General features: G+C 72.6%; 19 protein-coding genes. 13 read left to right on the top strand and 6 right to left on the bottom strand.

All coding sequences use genetic code 11. The features are described from left to right. Positions 1–76: 76 nt before the first annotated feature. The 3 genes from ACFVWY_RS32220 (at position 77) to ACFVWY_RS32210 (ending at position 2,289) form a co-directional block, all read left to right on the top strand. Positions 77–850, top strand: a complete 774-nt coding sequence (locus tag ACFVWY_RS32220; RefSeq protein WP_389878446.1) for a class I SAM-dependent methyltransferase — start codon at positions 77–79, stop codon at positions 848–850. A 186-nt stretch (positions 851–1,036) separates the two neighbouring features. Further along, complete coding sequence (locus tag ACFVWY_RS32215) at positions 1,037–1,525, top strand: SigE family RNA polymerase sigma factor (protein ID WP_389878445.1); 489 nt, start codon at positions 1,037–1,039, stop codon at positions 1,523–1,525. Beyond that, the gene (locus tag ACFVWY_RS32210; protein WP_389878444.1) at positions 1,522–2,289 is read left to right on the top strand and encodes a hypothetical protein; all 768 of its coding nucleotides are present in this window, start codon (positions 1,522–1,524) and stop codon (positions 2,287–2,289) included. The genes ACFVWY_RS32215 and ACFVWY_RS32210 overlap by 4 nt, the downstream gene beginning before the upstream one ends. Before the next feature lie 81 nt (positions 2,290–2,370). Here ACFVWY_RS32210 and ACFVWY_RS32205 read toward each other — a convergent pair whose 3' ends face one another. From ACFVWY_RS32205 to ACFVWY_RS32195, 3 genes are read right to left on the bottom strand one after another with little or no spacing between them, the layout of a single operon-like run. Further along, positions 2,371–3,132 (bottom strand): amino acid ABC transporter ATP-binding protein, encoded by a 762-nt coding sequence (locus tag ACFVWY_RS32205; RefSeq protein WP_389878443.1) that lies wholly within the window; start codon positions 3,130–3,132, stop codon positions 2,371–2,373. After that, positions 3,129–4,085, bottom strand: coding sequence for an amino acid ABC transporter permease (locus ACFVWY_RS32200; RefSeq protein WP_389878442.1), 957 nt, complete (start codon positions 4,083–4,085; stop codon positions 3,129–3,131). The genes ACFVWY_RS32205 and ACFVWY_RS32200 overlap by 4 nt, the downstream gene beginning before the upstream one ends. Before the next feature lie 29 nt (positions 4,086–4,114). Continuing rightward, positions 4,115–5,062 (bottom strand): ABC transporter substrate-binding protein, encoded by a 948-nt coding sequence (locus ACFVWY_RS32195; protein WP_389878441.1) that lies wholly within the window; start codon positions 5,060–5,062, stop codon positions 4,115–4,117. 520 nt (positions 5,063–5,582) lie between these two features. Here ACFVWY_RS32195 and ACFVWY_RS32190 point away from each other — a divergent pair. The 5 genes from ACFVWY_RS32190 to ACFVWY_RS32170 all read left to right on the top strand — a co-directional run bounded on the left by ACFVWY_RS32190 (position 5,583) and on the right by ACFVWY_RS32170 (position 10,316). After that, positions 5,583–6,797 (top strand): NADP-dependent malic enzyme, encoded by a 1,215-nt coding sequence (locus tag ACFVWY_RS32190; protein ID WP_389878440.1) that lies wholly within the window; start codon positions 5,583–5,585, stop codon positions 6,795–6,797. A 213-nt stretch (positions 6,798–7,010) separates the two neighbouring features. Next, on the top strand, positions 7,011–7,976 hold the full coding sequence (locus tag ACFVWY_RS32185) for a zinc-binding dehydrogenase (RefSeq protein WP_389878439.1): 966 nt from the start codon (positions 7,011–7,013) through the stop codon (positions 7,974–7,976). 32 nt (positions 7,977–8,008) lie between these two features. Continuing rightward, positions 8,009–9,484, top strand: coding sequence for a cellulase family glycosylhydrolase (locus ACFVWY_RS32180; RefSeq protein WP_389878438.1), 1,476 nt, complete (start codon positions 8,009–8,011; stop codon positions 9,482–9,484). A 32-nt stretch (positions 9,485–9,516) separates the two neighbouring features. Beyond that, complete coding sequence (locus ACFVWY_RS32175) at positions 9,517–9,726, top strand: helix-turn-helix domain-containing protein (protein ID WP_389878437.1); 210 nt, start codon at positions 9,517–9,519, stop codon at positions 9,724–9,726. Further along, positions 9,726–10,316: a Clp protease N-terminal domain-containing protein gene (locus ACFVWY_RS32170; protein ID WP_389878436.1), complete on the top strand. Its 591-nt coding sequence runs from the start codon at positions 9,726–9,728 to the stop codon at positions 10,314–10,316. The genes ACFVWY_RS32175 and ACFVWY_RS32170 overlap by 1 nt, the downstream gene beginning before the upstream one ends. A 45-nt stretch (positions 10,317–10,361) precedes the next feature. Here the strand turns inward: ACFVWY_RS32170 and ACFVWY_RS32165 are convergent, their stop codons facing one another. Together ACFVWY_RS32165 and ACFVWY_RS32160 are read right to left on the bottom strand one after the other, a co-directional pair. After that, entirely contained in the window at positions 10,362–11,348 is a 987-nt protein-coding gene (locus ACFVWY_RS32165) for a helix-turn-helix transcriptional regulator (RefSeq protein ID WP_389878435.1), read from the bottom strand. 1 nt (position 11,349) lies between these two features. Continuing rightward, on the bottom strand, positions 11,350–12,207 hold the full coding sequence (locus ACFVWY_RS32160; RefSeq protein WP_389878434.1) for a DUF4097 domain-containing protein: 858 nt from the start codon (positions 12,205–12,207) through the stop codon (positions 11,350–11,352). A 175-nt stretch (positions 12,208–12,382) separates the two neighbouring features. On the opposite strand from ACFVWY_RS32160, the gene ACFVWY_RS32155 reads away from it, so the two are divergent. Next, complete coding sequence (locus ACFVWY_RS32155; protein WP_389878433.1) at positions 12,383–13,243, top strand: hypothetical protein; 861 nt, start codon at positions 12,383–12,385, stop codon at positions 13,241–13,243. A gap of 18 nt (positions 13,244–13,261) precedes the next feature. On the opposite strand, the gene ACFVWY_RS32150 is transcribed toward ACFVWY_RS32155, so the two are convergent. Beyond that, positions 13,262–13,444, bottom strand: a complete 183-nt coding sequence (locus ACFVWY_RS32150; protein ID WP_003961784.1) for a DUF6104 family protein — start codon at positions 13,442–13,444, stop codon at positions 13,262–13,264. A gap of 163 nt (positions 13,445–13,607) precedes the next feature. Between ACFVWY_RS32150 and ACFVWY_RS32145 the strand changes: the two genes are divergently transcribed. The 4 genes from ACFVWY_RS32145 to ACFVWY_RS32130 form a co-directional block, all read left to right on the top strand. Continuing rightward, positions 13,608–14,117 (top strand): CU044_2847 family protein, encoded by a 510-nt coding sequence (locus ACFVWY_RS32145; RefSeq protein ID WP_389878432.1) that lies wholly within the window; start codon positions 13,608–13,610, stop codon positions 14,115–14,117. Then, positions 14,114–16,183: a trypsin-like peptidase domain-containing protein gene (locus ACFVWY_RS32140; protein WP_389878431.1), complete on the top strand. Its 2,070-nt coding sequence runs from the start codon at positions 14,114–14,116 to the stop codon at positions 16,181–16,183. The genes ACFVWY_RS32145 and ACFVWY_RS32140 overlap by 4 nt, the downstream gene beginning before the upstream one ends. Before the next feature lie 29 nt (positions 16,184–16,212). Continuing rightward, complete coding sequence (locus ACFVWY_RS32135) at positions 16,213–17,229, top strand: AAA family ATPase (RefSeq protein ID WP_389878430.1); 1,017 nt, start codon at positions 16,213–16,215, stop codon at positions 17,227–17,229. A gap of 7 nt (positions 17,230–17,236) precedes the next feature. Continuing rightward, on the top strand, positions 17,237–17,497 hold a 261-nt coding region (locus tag ACFVWY_RS32130), incomplete at its 3' end, for a hypothetical protein (RefSeq protein WP_389878429.1).

Below are 17,497 nucleotides of genomic sequence, written 5' to 3'. Positions count from 1 at the left end.
TTGTAGTCCTTACGGCGTCGGTCTATGGTCGTTGCAGCAAGCGGCGTAATAGTTGTTTTCCGCTTCAGGGTATTACATGGAGGTTCCGGTGGCAGAGACATCGACAGGTACGGACTGGCGGGCCTGGCAGGAGAGCTGGGACCGGCAGCAGGAGTGGTACATGCCCGACCGCGAGGAGCGCTTCCGGGTGATGCTGGACATGGTCGAGGCCGTCGTGGGGCCGCGGCCGAGGGTGCTGGACCTCGCGTGCGGTACGGGAAGTATTACGGACCGGCTGCTCCGGCGGTTCCCGGAAGCCACCAGTACCGGGGTGGACCTCGACCCGGCGCTGCTCACCATCGCGCGCGGCTACTTCGACGGGGACGAGCGCGTCACGTTCGTCACCGCCGACCTCAAGGACCCCGAGTGGGCCGCGCAGCTGCCGTACGACTCCTACGACGCGGTCCTCACCGCCACCGCCCTGCACTGGCTGCACGCCGAACCGCTCACCGCGCTCTATGGACACATCGGCGGGTTGGTCAGGGACGGGGGCGTCTTCATGAACGCCGACCACATGATCGACACCGCCACGCCCCGGATCAACGCGGCCGAGCGCGCCCACCGGCACGCCGCGATGGACCTGGCCAAGGACGCAGGCGCGGTCGACTGGGCCGACTGGTGGGCGCTGGCCGCCAAGGACCCGGTGCTCGCTGGGCCGACCGCCGAGCGGTACCGGATCTACGGTGAGCACGCGGACGGCGACATGCCTCCCGCGGCCTGGCACATCGACACTTTGCGTGCGGCCGGATTCGGCGAGGCGCGGGCTGTCTGGGCCTCGCCCTCGGACACCCTGGTGCTCGCCGTGAAGTGACGGGCGGCAAGGAGGGAGGGTGGTGCGGCGGACCCGCCGCACCACCCTCCCTCCTTTGCGTTCCCGTCGCACCGTCGCCCGTTCGCGCCGCGGGATTCTGTTCCCGCCGCAACCCGCCGTGCCTCCCACCGCACTGGAAGGGATGAGACGGTCCGCACCCGCGGACCCGGGAGAGGGGCGCCGACGATGCGGATCGATGACGATGCCGCGCTGCACGCCTTCGTCGAAGGCAGACGTACCGCGCTGTTCCGCAGCGCGTACCTGCTCTGCGGCGACCGGCACGAGGCCGATGACCTGGTCCAGGCGACCTTGGTCAAGGTGGTGCTCGGAGGGCGGCGGTACGGACGGCTCGACAACATCGAGGCGTACGCGCGCAAGACGCTGATCAACACCTTCATCGCGTCCCGCCGCCGGTTCTGGCGGCGGGAGCAGTCCTGCGGAGAACTGCCCGACCGCCCCGGCCGGGCGCCGGACACGGACACCGGGCTGGCGGTACGGGCGGCGCTCGCCCGGCTCACCGACAAGCAGCGGGCCGTACTGGTCCTGCGCTACTGGGAGGACCTGAGCGTCGAGGCCACGGCCGGACTGCTCGGGATGCGGGAGAACACGGTCAAGAGCCACACGGCTCGGGGGTTGGCGGCACTGCGCGCCGAGATGGCGGAGGAATTGGTATGAACAACGACGTGCACACGCTGCTGGGGCGGGCCGCGGACGACGCGGGCGAGCCGGTGACCTCGGCGCGGGCGGTGTACGCCGGGGCGGCCCGGGTGCGGCTGCGGCGCCGGGTCGGCGTCTCGGCCGCCGCTGTCGCGGCCGTCGCGGCCGGGGCGGTCGTCGTACCCGGCCTGGCCCCGGCGGGGGACCGGGGCGGCCGGGCCGGTGCGCCGGAGGCGACGGTGGCGGCCCCGGTGGAGCTCGCGGGGAACGGCGGCCGGGCGAAGGAGCTGGCGAAGGTGCTGCCCGGGGGCGTCGGGACCGTGGACCAGGTCTCGCTGTCGGTGATCCTCAAGGGCGACACCTCCCAGCAGGAGATGGAGCACCTCCAGGGCCCGCTGGACGGGCACTTCTCCGTACGCAGGGACGGCGGCGTCGGCTACCTCGTCATCGGGTACATGGACACCGGCAGCCCGGTGGCGGGGAGCGATCCGTGCGAGCCCGCCCAGGGCGTGCCCGGCATGCCGGACTGTGTGAACGAGAAGCGGCCGGACGGCAGTGTGCTGACCGTCTGGAGCGACCCGATGACCCGCACCGGTGCGCCGCGGTGGGGGCGGGAGCTGACCGGGCGGCTCGTGACGAAGGACGGCGCTGTGCTCGCCGTTCGCGACAGCACCGGATTCAGGGGGGAGCGGGCGCAGGGACCGCTTCTGAAGAACCCGCCGCTGACCCGGGACCAGCTGCGGTCCCTGCTGCTCAACCCGGCGCTGCTGCCGAGGAAGTAGAAGAAGCGGAAGCACAGGACGCTGAGGGGCCAGAGGAAGCGGAGGAAGCGGGGCGGGGGAGGTCGTCCCCCGCCCCGGGTTCTACAGGACCTTGGACAGGAACGACTTCGTCCGGTCGTGCTGCGGGCGGGTCAGGACGTCGCGCGGGTGGCCCGACTCGACCACCACGCCGTCGTCCATGAAGACCAGCGCGTCGCCCACCTCACGGGCGAAGCCCATCTCGTGGGTCACGACGACCATCGTCATGCCGTCCTCCGCGAGCCCGCGCATGACGTCCAGGACGTCGCCCACCAGTTCCGGGTCGAGGGCCGAGGTCGGCTCGTCGAAGAGCATCAGCTTCGGCTCCATGGCCAGGGCACGGGCGATCGCCACCCGCTGCTGCTGGCCGCCGGAGAGCTGGGAGGGGTAGTTCCTCGCCTTGTCGCCGAGGCCGACCCGGTCCAGCAGCTTCTCGGCGCGGGCCCGCGCCACCGCCTTGGACTCGTGCTTGACCTGGACCGGAGCCTCCATGACGTTCTCGATCGCCGTCATGTGCGGGAAGAGGTTGAAGCGCTGGAACACCATGCCGATGTCCTGGCGCTTCAGCGCGACCTCGCTGTCCTTCAGCTCGTAGAGCTTGTCGCCCTTCTGCCGGTAGCCGACCAGTTCGCCGTCGACGTACAGCCGTCCGGCGTTGATCTTCTCCAGGTGGTTGATGCAGCGCAGGAACGTCGACTTGCCGGAACCGGACGGGCCGATCAGGCAGAAGACCTCACGCGGCGCGACCTCCAGGTCGATGCCCTTGAGGATGTGCGCGGCGCCGAAGGACTTGTGGACGCCCTCGGCCTTCACCATGGCGGTCATGCCATGCCTCCCTTCGGGCGGCCCAGGGACAGCAGATTGGCCCTGACCTTCTGGAACGGGGTGGGCGGCAGGCTGCGGCTGGAACCGCGCGCGTAGTACCGCTCCAGGTAGTACTGGCCGACGCTCAGCACCGAGGTCATGATCAGGTACCAGGCCGCGGCCAGGAAGTACATCTCGACCGGAGCCCCGGACCCCTGCCCGATGTCCTGGGCGTACTTGAACAGCTCGTAGAACTGGACGGCCGCCACCAGCGACGTCGTCTTGAGCATGTTGATCACTTCGTTGCCGGTCGGCGGCACGATCACCCGCATGGCCTGCGGGACCACGACGCGGCGCAGCGTCTTGTTGTGGCTCATGCCCAGCGCGTGCGCGGCCTCCGTCTGGCCCTCGTCGACCGAGAGCAGCCCCGCACGGCAGATCTCGGCCATGTACGCGGCCTCGTTCAGGCCCAGGCCGAGGAGCGCCGTCAGCAGCGGCGTCATGAAGCTCGACCAGTAGTCCTTGTAGATCGGCATCAGGTCGATGTACTCGAAGACCAGGCCGAGGTTGAACCAGACGAAGAGCTGGACCAGGACCGGGGTGCCGCGGAAGAACCAGATGTAGAACCAGGCGATCGACGAGGTCACCGGGTTCTTCGACAGCCGCATCACGGCCAGCAGGATGCCGCCGACGACACCGATGACCATGGACAGGGCGGTCAGCAGCAGGGTCTGGCCGACGCCCTTCATGATGCGGTCGTCGAAGAAGTAGTCGGGGACCGCACCCCAGTTGATCTTGCCCTGGCTGAAGGCGTAGACGATCGCGACGAGTGCGCCGATGGCGACGATCGCCGAGACGTACCGGCCGTAGTGCCGGACCGGGATGGCCCTGATCGTCTCGGGGCCGGACGGCGGGGCGGGCCGCGCGGGGGGCGGACCGGCCGGGCCGCTTCTCTTCTTCTCGAAGTCAGTCACGGGAGGAACCTTTCTGCGCCGATGCCCTGTCAGGACCCGCCATTGATCTTGGCCTCGGTGACGGCGCCGTCCTCCACCTTCCACTTGGCGAGGATCTTGCCGTACTCGCCGTTCTTGATGACCGCGTCCAGGGCCGCCCGGATGGCCTGGGTGAGCTGGTCGTTGCCCTTGGCGACGGCGATGCCGTACGGGGCCGCGTCGACCTGCTCGCCGACCATCTGGAAGTCCTTGCCGCCGCCCGAGGTCTTCACCGCGTACGCGGCCACCGGGAAGTCGGAGGAGCCCGCGTCGACGCCGCCGCTGCGCAGCCGGGTCTGGGCCTCCAGGTCGTTGTCGAAGGTCTCGATCGTGATCGTCTTGCCGGCCGGGCACTTCTTCGACTCGGCCTTGGCGAGGTCGTGCGAGACGGTGTTGCGCTGGACGGCGATCTTCTTGCCGCAGAGGCCGGGCCAGGACGTGATGCCCTGGTCGTCGCCCTTGCGCGTGTAGATCGAGACGCCGGCGTTGAAGTAGTCGATGAAGTCGACGCCCTCGCCGACCTTCTTCTTCGTCTCGGGGTCGATGCCCTGCTGGCGGTCCTTGGTGTCGGTCATGGACGACATCGCCAGGTCGTAGCGCTTGGAGCGCAGACCGGTGATCAGCGTGTCGAACGTGCCGTTCTGGAACTGGAGGGTCACGCCGAGCTGCTTGCCGATCGCGGCGGCGATGTCGGGGTCAATGCCGACCGTGTTGCCGGACTTGTCCTTGAATTCGACCGGCGGGTAGGCGATGTCCGAACCGACCCGAAGGGTGCCCTTGTCCTTGATCGCGGCGGGCAGGAGGTGGGCGAGCGGGGCCTGGTCGGAAGCGGAGGGGCTCGACCCGTTCTTGGTCTGGTCACCGCAGGCGGTCAGCAGCATGGTGCCGGCGACCGCGATGGCGCAGACCGCGGCGATCCGGTACTTCGCGGCCGGGCGACAGGTGGTGCGTGCGGTCATGATCGGGATTCCTCCGGCAGGTGAGGGTGTGGTGCCAGGCGGTAGGGACACACGGCTGTCGATGTCGCCCCCCTGATTGGTTAGGGCATCTTGCCATTCGGACTGGCGCAAACTTGCCGCTGAACATGTCAAAATCGGATAACGGGCCATCCCCGTAGCCCAGAAGGCCGGTACATGGGGCCGGACCTTCTTCGGGGAATCCATCGGCGGGCCGGAAAATCTGCGGCGCGTCTTGACTGGTGGACACTTTTGTCGTTCGGCGGACTTGTCCAGATATTCGAGTATGAGTCACGTCACCGAGTCGCCCTGGACTCGTCGATGACAGGCTCTGTCCGGTAAGAAAGACCTTTACACCCCTCATCAGGGGCTCGGGGCGCGTTGTGCGGCGCGCCCGCGCGTATGTAGTTCCCCCTGCCGGTGCGGGCCAACCGCCGACGCAGGGACGTACGCGGTGCCCGCCCACCCCTCCTCAACCAGGAGTGGCCACCCTCAAAAGATGAAGAGTTAAGGGGTCAACACCATGGCAGCGGAGATCGTCAATCCTCGCAGCGACAGCAATACCGACAACAGCGGCGCCGACGAACCGTTCGATCCGGCCTTCGCCCTGCACCGCGGCGGGAAGATGGCCGTGCAGGCCACCGTTCCGGTCCGTGACAAGGACGACCTCTCCCTCGCGTACACACCCGGCGTCGCCAAGGTGTGCAGCGCGATCGCGGAGAACCCCGAGCTGGTCCACGACTACACCTGGAAGTCCCAGGTCGTCGCGGTCGTGACGGACGGCACCGCGGTGCTCGGTCTCGGTGACATCGGGCCCGAGGCCTCCCTCCCGGTGATGGAGGGCAAGGCGATCCTCTTCAAGCAGTTCGGCGGCGTCGACGCGGTGCCGATCGCGCTCGCGACCACCGACGCGGACGAGATCGTCGAGACCGTCGTCCGGCTCGCGCCCTCCTTCGGCGGCGTGAACCTGGAGGACATCTCGGCGCCGCGCTGCTTCGAGATCGAGCGCAAGCTCCAGGAGCGGCTCGACATCCCGGTCTTCCACGACGACCAGCACGGCACCGCCGTCGTGACGCTCGCGGCCCTGCGCAACGCCGCGAAGCTGTCCGGCCGCGGCCTCGGCGATCTGCGCGCGGTCATCTCCGGGGCGGGCGCCGCCGGGGTGGCCATCGCGAAGTTCCTGCTGGCTGCCGGGCTCGGCGACGTCGCCGTGGCCGACCGCAAGGGCATCGTGAGCCGGGACCGCGAGGACCTCACCGAGGTCAAGCGCGAGCTGGCCGAGCTGACCAACCGGGCCGGGATCTCCGGCCCGCTGGAGGCCGCCCTGGCCGGTGCGGACGTCTTCATCGGTGTCTCCGGCGGTACGGTCCCCGAGGCGGCCGTCGCCTCGATGGCGCCCGGCGCGTTCGTGTTCGCCATGGCCAACCCGACCCCCGAGGTCCACCCCGACATCGCGCACAAGTACGCGTCCGTCGTGGCGACCGGGCGGTCCGACTACCCGAACCAGATCAACAACGTGCTCGCCTTCCCCGGCATCTTCGCGGGCGCCCTCCAGGTCCGGGCCTCCCGGATCACCGAGGGCATGAAGATCGCCGCCGCGAACGCGCTGGCCGACGTCGTGGGCGACGAGCTCGCGGCGGACTACGTGATTCCGTCGCCGTTCGACGAGCGGGTGGCCCCCGCCGTGACGGCCGCGGTGGCGGCGGCCGCGCGGGCCGAGGGCGTGGCCCGGCGCTGAGCCCGGGGGCGGGCGGGGTACGGGCCGCCGGGCGCGGGGTGCGCCTGCGCCGGGCCCGTACGCCACCCGCCCCTCGTCGCGTCCGGGGCCTTCGCCCCTCGCGTACCGCAGGGGCCGGACCGCCCTCGCGTACCGCAGGGGCCGGACCGTGCGCGGCGCGCGTCACACCCGTGGCCGGTTACGTCCTGGCGCACCCCGGCCTATCGTCGGGTCATGTTCGCCGCCTACGCCTCCCGCATCGACCGCGACCGCCCCCTCGACGGCCTCGAACTGGGCGACCGCCCGGCCCCCGAGGCACGCCCCGGCTGGACCACCGTCGACGTCCGGGCCGCCTCCCTCAACCACCACGACCTCTGGTCCCTGCGCGGCGTCGGCCTCGCCGAGGACAAGCTGCCGATGATCCTGGGCTGTGACGCGGCCGGGACCGACCAGGACGGCAACGAGGTCGTCCTGCACTCCGTCATCGGCCAGAGCGGTCACGGGGTCGGCCCGAAGGAGCCCCGCTCCATCCTCACCGAGCGCTACCAGGGCACCTTCGCCGAGCAGGTCACCGTCCCCAGCTGGAACGTGCTGCCCAAGCCGAAGGAGCTCACCTTCGAGCAGGCCGCCTGCCTGCCGACCGCCTGGCTCACCGCGTACCGGATGCTCTTCACCAACGCCGGGGTGCGCCCCGGCGACTCGGTGCTCGTCCAGGGCGCGGGCGGCGGGGTCGCCACCGCCGCGATCGTGCTCGGACGGGCCGCCGGGCTGCGGATCTACGCCACCAGCCGCGACGAGGCCAAGCGGAAGCGCGCCGTCGAGCTGGGTGCCCTCGACGCCTTCGAGCCCGGCGCGCGGCTGCCGCAGCGGGTCGACGCGGTCATCGAGACGGTCGGCGCGGCCACCTGGTCCCACTCCGTGAAGGCGCTGCGCCCCGGCGGCACCCTGGTCATCTCCGGCGCGACCAGCGGCGACCGGCCCTCGCACGCCGAGCTGACCCGGATCTTCTTCCTGGAGCTCAAGGTCGTCGGCTCGACGATGGGCACCAAGGACGAGCTGGAGGACCTGCTGGCCTTCTGCGCGACCACCGGGGTGCGGCCGGTCATCGACGAGGTGCTGCCGCTGGACCGGGCCCGCGAGGGCTTCGCGCGGCTGGCGGCGGGCGACCACTTCGGCAAGATTGTGCTCACCTGCTCTTGAGGTGTGATCGGTGAGGTGCTCTGATCTGCGCCATGCTGAAGCGGACGCGGATACGGACGGCCAGTGCCGTCACCTCGATCATCACGACGTTCGTGCTCGCGGCGGGGGCCCTGGCCCCCGCCGCCGACGCACGCCCCGCACCACCAGCACGACCAGCACGACCAGCACCGCAGGCCCCACAGGCCCCGTCGGAACGGGCCGGAATCCCCCGGCTCACCGACGACCGGGGCCGGACGCTCACCCTGCGCGGATGGAGCGTCGCGGACAAGGCGAACAGCGGTGACCAGGCGCTGTCCGCCATCACCGAGAAGCACTTCCGCGATCTGCGGGCCAAGGGCTTCAACTTCGCCCGGGTGCTCTTCTTCTGGGACGACCTGGAGCCGCGCCGGGGCCACTACAGCGCGGAGTACCTGCGCCGGATCGGCCGCATCCTGGACTGGGCGCACAGGTACGACATCCAGGTGCTGCTCGACGCCCACCAGGACGTGTTCGGGCCGGTGTTCGGCTCCCGGGGGATCCCGGCCTGGGCGACCCGCACCGACGGCCTCCCCTTCACCCCGCACCCCGAGGACTGGTTCGCGGGGTACTTCGAGCCCGCCGTGCAGCGCTCCTTCACCCACCTCTACCAGGACGCCGACCTCCAGCGCGCCCAGGCGCAGATGTGGCAGGTCGTGGCCAAGCGCTTCGGGCGCCACCCCGCCGTCCTCGGCTACGACCTGATCAACGAGCCGATGGGGGAGATGCGCGAGGGCGAGGACCTGGCGACGGCCGCCCGCCGCATCGAGGCCCAGCAGCTCACCCCGATGTACAACCGGCTGGCCCGCGCGGTCCGTTCGGCCGACCGCGACAACTGGCTGTTCGTCGAACCCACTCCCATCGTCGGCGAGGGCGTGCCCACCGGGCTGGGCACGATCAAGGACCACCGCACCGTTTACGCCCCGCACTTCTACAACACCGCGATGGAGGCCGGCGCCGACTACGACCCCGCGGCCGGCTGGATCGAGTCGTACGAGGCCGCCGTCACCGCGTACCCGGAGCAGCAGAAGATCCCCGTCGTCGTCGGCGAATGGGGCCCGCTGAACAACAAGCTCCCGCAGATGGGCCGCTTCTACCAGGACGCGATGGCCTCCCTGAGCCGCTACAGCTCGGGCTGGGCGGGCTGGGTGTGGTGCTACGGCGGCGGCTACTGCGCCCTGGACGAGAACGGGGACTTCGCCGCCAACAAGGAGCGGACCGCCACCCCGTACGCCCCCGCCGTCGCCGGAACCGTCCACTCCGACACGTACGACGACCGGGCGCGCTTCTACCGGCTCGTGTACACCGCGGGCCGGGGCGGCAGCACGGAGATCTCGCTGCCGACGGCGGCCGGACGGTGGCGGGTCACGGTGGAGGGCCGCGCCGAGGCCCGCAGGCACGGCGGAGAGGTGCGGGTCCACGCCCGTCCGGGTACGCGCGTCACGGTGACGGTGACCGGGAGCGGCCCCGGACGGAGTGTCAATCAGGGTTGACAGTCGCCTCCGTGTCAACTTAAGTTGACGTCATGACAGAAGCGACGGATCTCGCCGAGCGCGCCGGTGACCGAGACCCCCGGGTCGGGCTGCGCGCGGTCGCCGCCCTGCGCAGGCTGCTGGAACGGCTGGAGGCCGTACAGGTCGCGAGCGCCCGGACGCAGGGCTGGTCGTGGCAGGAGATCGCGGCCGAACTGGGCGTCAGCCGGCAGGCCGTGCACAAGAAGTACGGGAGGCAGTGATGTTCGAACGTTTCACCGGCGGTGCCCGGGGTGTCGTGACCGGAGCCGTGGCCCGTGCCGAACGGGCCGGAGCCGTAGCGGTCACCGAGGAGCACCTGCTGCTCGCCCTGCTGGACCGGGGGGAGGGGCGGGCCGGGTTCGCCGCCGCCGCGCTGGGCCTCACCGACCGCCGCGCGGCCGTCGAGGAGGACCTGGCCACGGCCCGCCGCCGGGGCGGGCTGACCAGGGCCGACACCGAGGCGCTGGCCGGCCTCGGCATCGACGTGGCCGAGGTCGTCGCCCGGGTCGAGGAGGCCCACGGCGAAGGGGCGCTGGACCGTTCCCGGCGGCGCGGTGCGGGGCGCCGCCCGTTCACCCCCGGCGCGAAGGACGTGCTGGCGCGGTCGGTACGGATCGCGGTGGGCCACGGGGACCGCGCCATCGGTGACGAGCACCTGCTGCTGGGGCTCGCGGCCCGCCCCGGCGCGGTCGCCGACGTGCTCGCCGCGCACGGCGCGACCCTCGCCGCGGTGGAACGCGCGCTGTACGGCGGCGGCGACGGAAACGGAGGCGGGGAGCACGGCGAAGGGCGGTTCAGGAAGGCGGGCTGAGGACCGGGGCGGGTTCGCTGCCGCCCCGGTCCGGTCCGCCGGGCGTCACCGCTGCCCGCCGGGGTCCTTCCCGCCGCGCAGCAGCGCGTCGATGCGGGCCGCCGCCGTCGACAGGTGGCCCCGGGCGGCGGCCACCTGCTCCTCGGTGACCCCCCGGTCCCGGGCCGCGTCGCGGATCTCGTCGCGGAACCGGTCGAGCAGCCGGTCCAGGTCGCGGGCCGGGTCGCCGGTGCCGGGGGTGTCCCTGTCCCGGTCCGGTCCGGTTCCGGCGGGGTCCGGCTTGGTGTACGGGGACCAGTTGCCGGTCCGGGCGAGGCCGCCCAGCTGGCCGGTGATCTCGGCCAGGCCGTCCCGTACGCCCGCGGGCCAGTCGCCGCGCGCGAAGTGCTCCTGGACCTGGCGGGCGGCGTTCTGCATCTGCTCGCGCGCCCGCTCCTGGGCCTCCTTGGCCTGGCGGCGGGCCTGCTGGGCCTCCTCGCGGGCGCGCCGGGACTCGTCCTTCGCCCGGCGGGCCTGCTCCTTCCACTCCTGCTTCGCCTTGCGCAGCTCCTCCTTCGCCGTGCGCCACGCCTCGGTGTCGGTGAGGTCCCCGAAGTCACCGAAGGGGGTCTCCCGGGAGTCCTTGCGGCCGGAGGAGGAAGTGTGCCGGGTCTCGTCCGCCGCCGCCCGCATCTCGCTGCGCAGCTTGCCCGCGGCGCCGCGTACGTCGTCCCGTATCTCGGCGGCCAGTTCGGAGACCGACTCGCGGATCTCCAGTTCCAGATCGGCCAGCTCGCCGGTGCGGCCGGCCAGCTCGGCGCGGCCCGCGTCGGTGATCGAGTAGACCTTGCGGCCGCCCTCGGTGGCGTGGGTGACGAGCCCCTCGGCCTCCAGCTTCGCCAGACGGGGGTAGACCGTGCCCGCCGAGGGGGCGTACAGCCCCTGGAAGCGCTCCTCCAGGAGCCGGATCACCTCGTAGCCGTGGCGGGGAGCCTCGTCGAGCAGCTTCAGCAGGTAGAGGCGGAGGCGTCCGTGGGCGAATACGGGGGGCATGTCAGAGCACCTTTCCGGTCGGCTCGGCATCGTACGGGCCGTCCTCGGCGGGCGGGCGGCGGAGCAGGGCGATGGAGCCCGAGACGGTCGTCGCGCGCAGTTTCCCCGTCCCGTCGCCGAGCGTGCCGGTGATCTTCTTCGTTCCCCACTGGCCGCTGACCCGCAGATCCGCGAAGCCGTTGGAGACGGAGCCGCTCGCGGTGTTGGCCTCGACCGTCGCGTCCGCCGGATGCGGCAGCCGGATGGCGATCTCGCCGGAGACGGTGGTCAGCCGGATGTCCGTGGGCTTCCCGGTCGGGTCCAGGTCCAGGACCATGTTGCCGCTCACCGATTCGGCCTTCACGGCGGCCCCGGCGCCCTCGATCACCGTCAGGTCGCCGGAGACCGAGTGGAAGCGCAGCGCGCCCGCGACCGACTGGGCCTCGACGCTGCCGGAGACCGTGTCGGCCAGGACCGGGCCGACGAGGCCGACGAGCGTGGTGTCGCCGGTGACGCCCCGTACATCGGTCCGGCCGCGTATGCCGGAGACGACGGCGCCCGCGCCGACCACCCCGACCTTCACGGCGGACCCGGCCGGTACGGCGAGCGAGACGACCGCGCGGCGCTGACGGGCCCCGCGGTCGAACCACTTGAGGAAGTCCTGCCAGGGCAGATCCTCGTAGGCGACCGTGAGCGCCCCGTCCTCCAGGGTCACGATCAGCGGCGGCCCGTCGAGCGAGGTGACCTCCAGCCGGGCGTCCGGCTCGTCGGTGCCCACCACATTGACGGTGCCGCCGACGACGCGTACGTCGAGCGACGTGACGGGGTCGTCGAAGGTCAGCTTCTGGGGCTCGGCGACGGCCCAGGTCGACACAGGCATGGATCTGACCTCCCGGGAAACACGGAATGACGCAACATATCGCGTCTCTTGTTGAACACGATATATCGCGCCATGTGGAAGTCAAGGCCCATCCGGGGTGCGTGACGGGGCGTCGGGGGACAAGTGGTGGGGCAAATGGTGTCGAACGGGTGCACAGTGCCCTAGCGTGTGAGGCATGAACGCGACATCCCCCGCGGGGGCGCTGCTGCTGTGCCGGGCCGAGCCGGAGGCCGTACGTCCGGTAGCCCATCTGCTGCGCGAGCGGATGCTGCTCGCCCCCGCCGGGGACGGCTGGTCCGTCCTGGTGCCCGAGGGAACGCCCTGGCGGGGCGGCGGCGCGGGGAGCGCGGACGGCGGGACGGCGGCGGACGCGGAGCCGGTCGACCGGGTCGTGGCCGGATGGGCGACGGCGCTCGCGGTGGGCTCGACCTGGTCCGTGCTCGCCCTGTGGTGGGACGGCGACCGGGCCGGATACACCCTCGCGGCGGGATTCCGTCGCCCGGTCGGCTACGTCTGGCTCGCCGACGGCACCCCGGCCGGTGAGGACGAGGCCATGCGGACCTTCGCCGACCGCCTCGGCCTCGATCCCGTGCTGGACGTCCAGGCGCTCGAAGAGCTGACCCGCCCGGACGCGGACGCCGACGCCCGCATCCGGCTGCGCGGGCTCGTGGCCGTACTGACCAGGATCGGGCTGGACCTGCCGCCCGGCCTCGACCCGGACACCCCCGGCGAGCGGCTGTACGCGGCGGCCGACGAGCGGCCCGAGTCGGAGGTGCTCGTCTGGACCGGCTGGCGGCGGGCGGTACGGGCGGAACTGGACGCCGTCGAGAGGGGCCGCCTCGGGCCCTGGGTGCGCGGCCCCCGGGCCCGCGCGCTGGCCGCCGCCCAGCTCGTCGCCGGGCTGCCGCTGGTCCTGCTGGGAATCCGGCGCGGCGGCGGCTGGGCGCTCGCGGGCACCCTGCTCCTGGCGCACGGCGCGCTCGGGCTGGCCTACGACCGGATCAGGGACGCCGAGGAGGCCGCCGGAACGCGCTGACGGGCGCCCCGGGGGTGCCTACTCGTCCTCGTCCTCGTCGTCGAGCCGGGCCAGCCAGGTCGCGAGGCGCTCGACCGGCACCTCGAAGTCGGGATTGAGGTCGACGAACGTACGGAGCTGCTCGGCGAGCCACTCGAAAGTGACCTCCTCCTCGCCCCGGCGCTTCTCCAGCTCCTCGATGCCACGGTCGGTGAAGTACATGCCGACCAGCCTAATGCCTGGTGACAGCCCTCTGGAGCCCGGCCCGCGGCTCGTGCGCCGCCGCCGGGAACCGGCCGCCACGGCCCCCGCGTCCTGCCGCGAACATCTCGCATCGTGAGCTAACTGCCGTTAACCTGCGGGGAGTTGGGGAACGGGGGGGTTCATGGCCGACGGTGACGCGCGTATCACGCGGATCGAGATGCCCGACGGTACGGAGGTCTGGGCGCGGATCTCCGGTGCCGGGGAGCCGGTGCCGCCCGGACCGGGCCCGTCCTTCTCGGACATCGGCGCCGGGAACATCGCCGACCGGGTGCAGGCCCGGGTCGAGGGACTGCACTCCCTCGTGACCAGCGTCGCCCGCTCGCTGGCCGAACCGCTGCGGGCGGTGCGGCCCGACACGGTCAGCGTCGAGTTCGGCATCGAGCTCACCGCGAAGGCGGGCAAGGTCATCGGGCTCCTCGCGGACGGCGAGGCCAAGGGCTCCCTCAACGTCACGCTGACCTGGAACGGCGGCCCCCCGCCACTCGACCCGCCCCCGCCCGGCCCGCCCGCGCTTGATCCGCCCGCACCCGACGTGTCTGCGCCTGATCCGCCGACGACGGACGCCGGAGCGTCCGCCGGTGCACCGGCGCACACGGGTCGCACCAGGGCGGACGGCGGAAGCGGATCGTGACACCCCCGCCGGACGGGGGCGCGTGGCGGGACGGGCAGGACGCCGAATCCGCGCTGACGAGCCTCGTGAGGGACGCGACGGTACGCATCCACCGGCCGGGGCCCGGGTATGCCCCGGAAGGGCCGGACGGCGACTTCCTGGGGAGCGGATTCTTCATCGCCCCGAGCTGGGTCCTCACGTGCGCGCACGTCGCGATGGAGGGGAAGGGGCGTCAGGTGGACGTGGTGTACCGGACCGCCCGCGGCGAGGCCGTCAGGGTCGAGGGCGCGGTCCGGGCCGCCCTGCCCGAGGAGCGGTCCGGCACCGGCGGCTGGCCCTCGCCCGACCTCGCCCTGATCCAGCTGCTGCGCCCCGTCGAGCACCCCTGCGCGTACGTCGGCGAGCGCTCCGCCGGCCTGCGCCGCGGCACGTACTACTTCGCGGGCTGGGCGGACGGCGGCTCCGGGGCGCCCCGGCGGCTGGGCCGGGAGTGCCGGGTGGTCGGCACCCTCGACGACGGGGCCGACGACGCGCAGGTGCTGATCGAGACGAGCCAGCTGTACCCCGGGATGTCCGGCGGGCCCGTGGTGGACCTGGCGCGCGGGGAGGTCGTCGGCGTACTCAAGTCCCGCGCCATGGACACGGCCGGCGGTACGGCGATCGGGGTGGAGCGGCTGCGCACCCTGCCGGTGCCGGAGCGGGCGGTCACGGCCGAGCCGGACGACCTGTACCAGGCCGTGTTCCACGCCCACGACCGCTACCACGCCGACCGGCACAAGAGCCCCGTCGACGACCGGGAGACCTGGGCGGACGTCCAGGGCGACCTGGGAACGGCGGCCGGTCCCGCCCTCACCCCGTGGCAGCGTGTCGACCTGCTGGGGCGGCTCGCCACGCTCCCGCCCCCGGTCAGCACCCGCGGCCTGCTCGACCTCCTCGGCGGCCTGGGGTACACGCACCGCGCCGTCGGTGTCCCGGCCCCGCGCGGCTGGCGCGACGGGCTGGGCGTCCTCTACGACGCCCGCGAGGGCAAGGAGGCGCTGGAGCGCGTCCTGCGCTACTGCGTGGCCGCCGTCACCGCCGAGCGTCCCTACGTCCTGCCGTCCACCCCGCTCGCCGAGGACGCGCTGTGGGACTGGGTGGAGAAGACCGCCGAGCACGGACTGCGCCGCCCGTTCCGGGGCGAGCTCGCCCGGCTGCGCGAGCACGACGCGTACCACCGGACCCTGGTTTCCGCCCCGGCCCCCGGGCCGGTCCGGACGTCCGCGCCCGCGGTCGTCGCGCTGCACCTGGAGGCCCGCGCCTGGGAGCCGGACCGCTACGACTGGCGGGTCGTCGCCCGCCCCCACGACGAGGACCTGCCCGTCACGGAGAATCACCAGGGCACCCGCCTCGACGAACTCCCGGCCCGGCTCGCCGCCCCGCTCGGCAAGGCGTTCCACATGTGCGACGAACCGGGCAGTCCCGCGATCCTCCAGGTCGTGACGGGCCCGGCCCTGCTCGGTCTGGAGGTCGACACGTGGGAGCTGCCCGGGGACGGCCGCCCGCTCGGCGTCCAGCGGCCCGTCGTGCACTGCCCGGAGGCGGACCCCGAGGAGTCCGGGGAGCACGGGGAGTTCGGGGAGCACGACGCGTACGACGCGGAGCACACGGCCCGCTGGGAGCGTCTCCACGCCGGTCCGGTGCGGGCCGCGGTCCTCGACTGCGACGACGGCCTCCGCGTATCCGTTCCGCTGCCGGCGGAGCTGCGCGGGCTGGAGTACCGGACCGTGCCGGTGCTCTGCCGGTACGGGGGCCAGGGCGACGCCCGGGGGACCGCCGAGTTCGGCAGGGTGCTCGCCGCCGGGTACGGGGTGGCGCTGTGGCGGCGCCCCCGCGCCGGACGGGCCGCCGCCTGCGCGGAGTTCCACCTCCGCGTGGTGGACACGGTCGACGGTGCCGGGAGCGCCGACCGGCTCCCGCAGCGGGTCCACGCCTTACGGAAAGGGGTGCGCGAGGGCCGCATCGACACCTACTGGTCGGACGGCATCGCCCTGGTCTACGGGCCCCCTCGGCCCCCCGCCCCCGGCCTCTTCCTGCAGGCGCCGTGATGTCCCCGAGTGAGGACGAGGAACCCGTTATGAGTGAACCCAGCGAGTGGCTCATCTACCGAGGGGCCGGTGAACCGCACGAAGGCATAGGGCAGTTGCCGCCGCCCCCGCCCTGGCGGGACTTCGCGGCCCGCGCGCGGGACATCGGCGGGGACGGGGACGGCTCCGCCGACCGCAGGCTCGGCGGCCACCGGCATATCGCCGAACTCCACCGGCCGGGCGCCGAGGAGCTCGAAATGATCAACGCGGCGCTCTATCTGCGGCGCCCGCTCCTGGTGACCGGCGTTCCCGGCGCCGGGAAGAGCACCCTGGCCCACTCCGTCGCCCATGAGCTCGGCCTCGGCCGGGTCCTGCGCTGGCCCGTCGTCAGCCGGACCACCCTGCTCGACGGGCTCTACCACTACGACGCGATCGCCCGTCTCCAGGACGTGCAGATCGCCGCGCACGGCGGCGCGGGCGGCGACGGGGCCGCCGAGGGCGTCGGCAGCTACATCCGGCTCGGACCGCTCGGCACCGCGCTGCTCCCCTCGGACCGGCCCCGGGTGCTGCTCATCGACGAACTCGACAAGAGCGACATCGACCTGCCGAACGACCTGCTCAACGTGCTGGAGGAGGGCGAGTTCCGGATTCCCGAGCTGGAACGGATCGCCGACCGGCTGCCCGACGGCGAGGCCCGGGTCCTGGACGACGACGGCAACAAGGTCACGGTGCGCGACGGCCGGGTGCGGTGCACGGCCTTCCCGTTCGTCGTCCTCACCAGCAACGGCGAGCGGGACTTCCCGGCCCCCCTGATGCGCCGCTGCATCCACCTGGAGCTCGGCCGCCCCGACCACCAGCGTCTGGCCACCTTCGTACGCGCCCATCTCGGCGACGACGCGGCACGCGACGGGGACGAGCTGATCGGCCGGTTCCTGGAGCGCTCGCGCACCGAACTCCTCGCCACCGACCAGCTGCTGAACGCGATCTACCTCACCGACGCCGCGGCCCCGGCCGGTCGCGACCGGCTCGCCGACCTGCTCATCCAGCGACTCGACCGGCCGAGGTGACCGGCTGATGGCGGGCGCCGGGCCGGACGGCCCGCCCGAGGCGCGCGGCACCGGCGACGCGGGGCACTACCCCGCGTTCGTGGCCCGGCTGCGCGAAGCCGGGCTCGACCCCGACGTCGAGCAGCTGCGCGACGCGCTCTGGCTGGCCCGCTGGGCCCGCCGCCCGGCCACGTCCCCGCAGGAGACGCAGGAGACGCGCGACACGCGGGAGCCGCAGGGCGACGGGCCGCGGGCGGGCGCCCCGGCCGCCGCCGCCCCGGCCCCGCGG

Source organism: Streptomyces sp. NPDC058195, assembly GCF_042883525.1.
Lineage (GTDB): Bacteria > Actinomycetota > Actinomycetes > Streptomycetales > Streptomycetaceae > Streptomyces.
Note: the sequence above shows the minus strand (reverse complement) of the source record. Positions and strands in the feature narration are given on the sequence as shown.

Coding starts and splice junctions, on each gene's coding strand:
- ACFVWY_RS32215 (WP_389878445.1), top strand. CDS start 1,037: ATGCGGATCGATGACGATGCCGCGCTGCACGCCTTCGTCGAAGGCAGA.
- ACFVWY_RS32135 (WP_389878430.1), top strand. CDS start 16,213: ATGAGTGAACCCAGCGAGTGGCTCATCTACCGAGGGGCCGGTGAACCG.
- ACFVWY_RS32210 (WP_389878444.1), top strand. CDS start 1,522: ATGAACAACGACGTGCACACGCTGCTGGGGCGGGCCGCGGACGACGCG.
- ACFVWY_RS32195 (WP_389878441.1), bottom strand. CDS start 5,062: ATGACCGCACGCACCACCTGTCGCCCGGCCGCGAAGTACCGGATCGCC.
- ACFVWY_RS32185 (WP_389878439.1), top strand. CDS start 7,011: ATGTTCGCCGCCTACGCCTCCCGCATCGACCGCGACCGCCCCCTCGAC.
- ACFVWY_RS32145 (WP_389878432.1), top strand. CDS start 13,608: ATGGCCGACGGTGACGCGCGTATCACGCGGATCGAGATGCCCGACGGT.
- ACFVWY_RS32170 (WP_389878436.1), top strand. CDS start 9,726: ATGTTCGAACGTTTCACCGGCGGTGCCCGGGGTGTCGTGACCGGAGCC.
- ACFVWY_RS32150 (WP_003961784.1), bottom strand. CDS start 13,444: ATGTACTTCACCGACCGTGGCATCGAGGAGCTGGAGAAGCGCCGGGGC.
- ACFVWY_RS32175 (WP_389878437.1), top strand. CDS start 9,517: ATGACAGAAGCGACGGATCTCGCCGAGCGCGCCGGTGACCGAGACCCC.
- ACFVWY_RS32190 (WP_389878440.1), top strand. CDS start 5,583: ATGGCAGCGGAGATCGTCAATCCTCGCAGCGACAGCAATACCGACAAC.
- ACFVWY_RS32155 (WP_389878433.1), top strand. CDS start 12,383: ATGAACGCGACATCCCCCGCGGGGGCGCTGCTGCTGTGCCGGGCCGAG.
- ACFVWY_RS32180 (WP_389878438.1), top strand. CDS start 8,009: ATGCTGAAGCGGACGCGGATACGGACGGCCAGTGCCGTCACCTCGATC.
- ACFVWY_RS32205 (WP_389878443.1), bottom strand. CDS start 3,132: ATGACCGCCATGGTGAAGGCCGAGGGCGTCCACAAGTCCTTCGGCGCC.
- ACFVWY_RS32160 (WP_389878434.1), bottom strand. CDS start 12,207: ATGCCTGTGTCGACCTGGGCCGTCGCCGAGCCCCAGAAGCTGACCTTC.
- ACFVWY_RS32220 (WP_389878446.1), top strand. CDS start 77: ATGGAGGTTCCGGTGGCAGAGACATCGACAGGTACGGACTGGCGGGCC.
- ACFVWY_RS32165 (WP_389878435.1), bottom strand. CDS start 11,348: ATGCCCCCCGTATTCGCCCACGGACGCCTCCGCCTCTACCTGCTGAAG.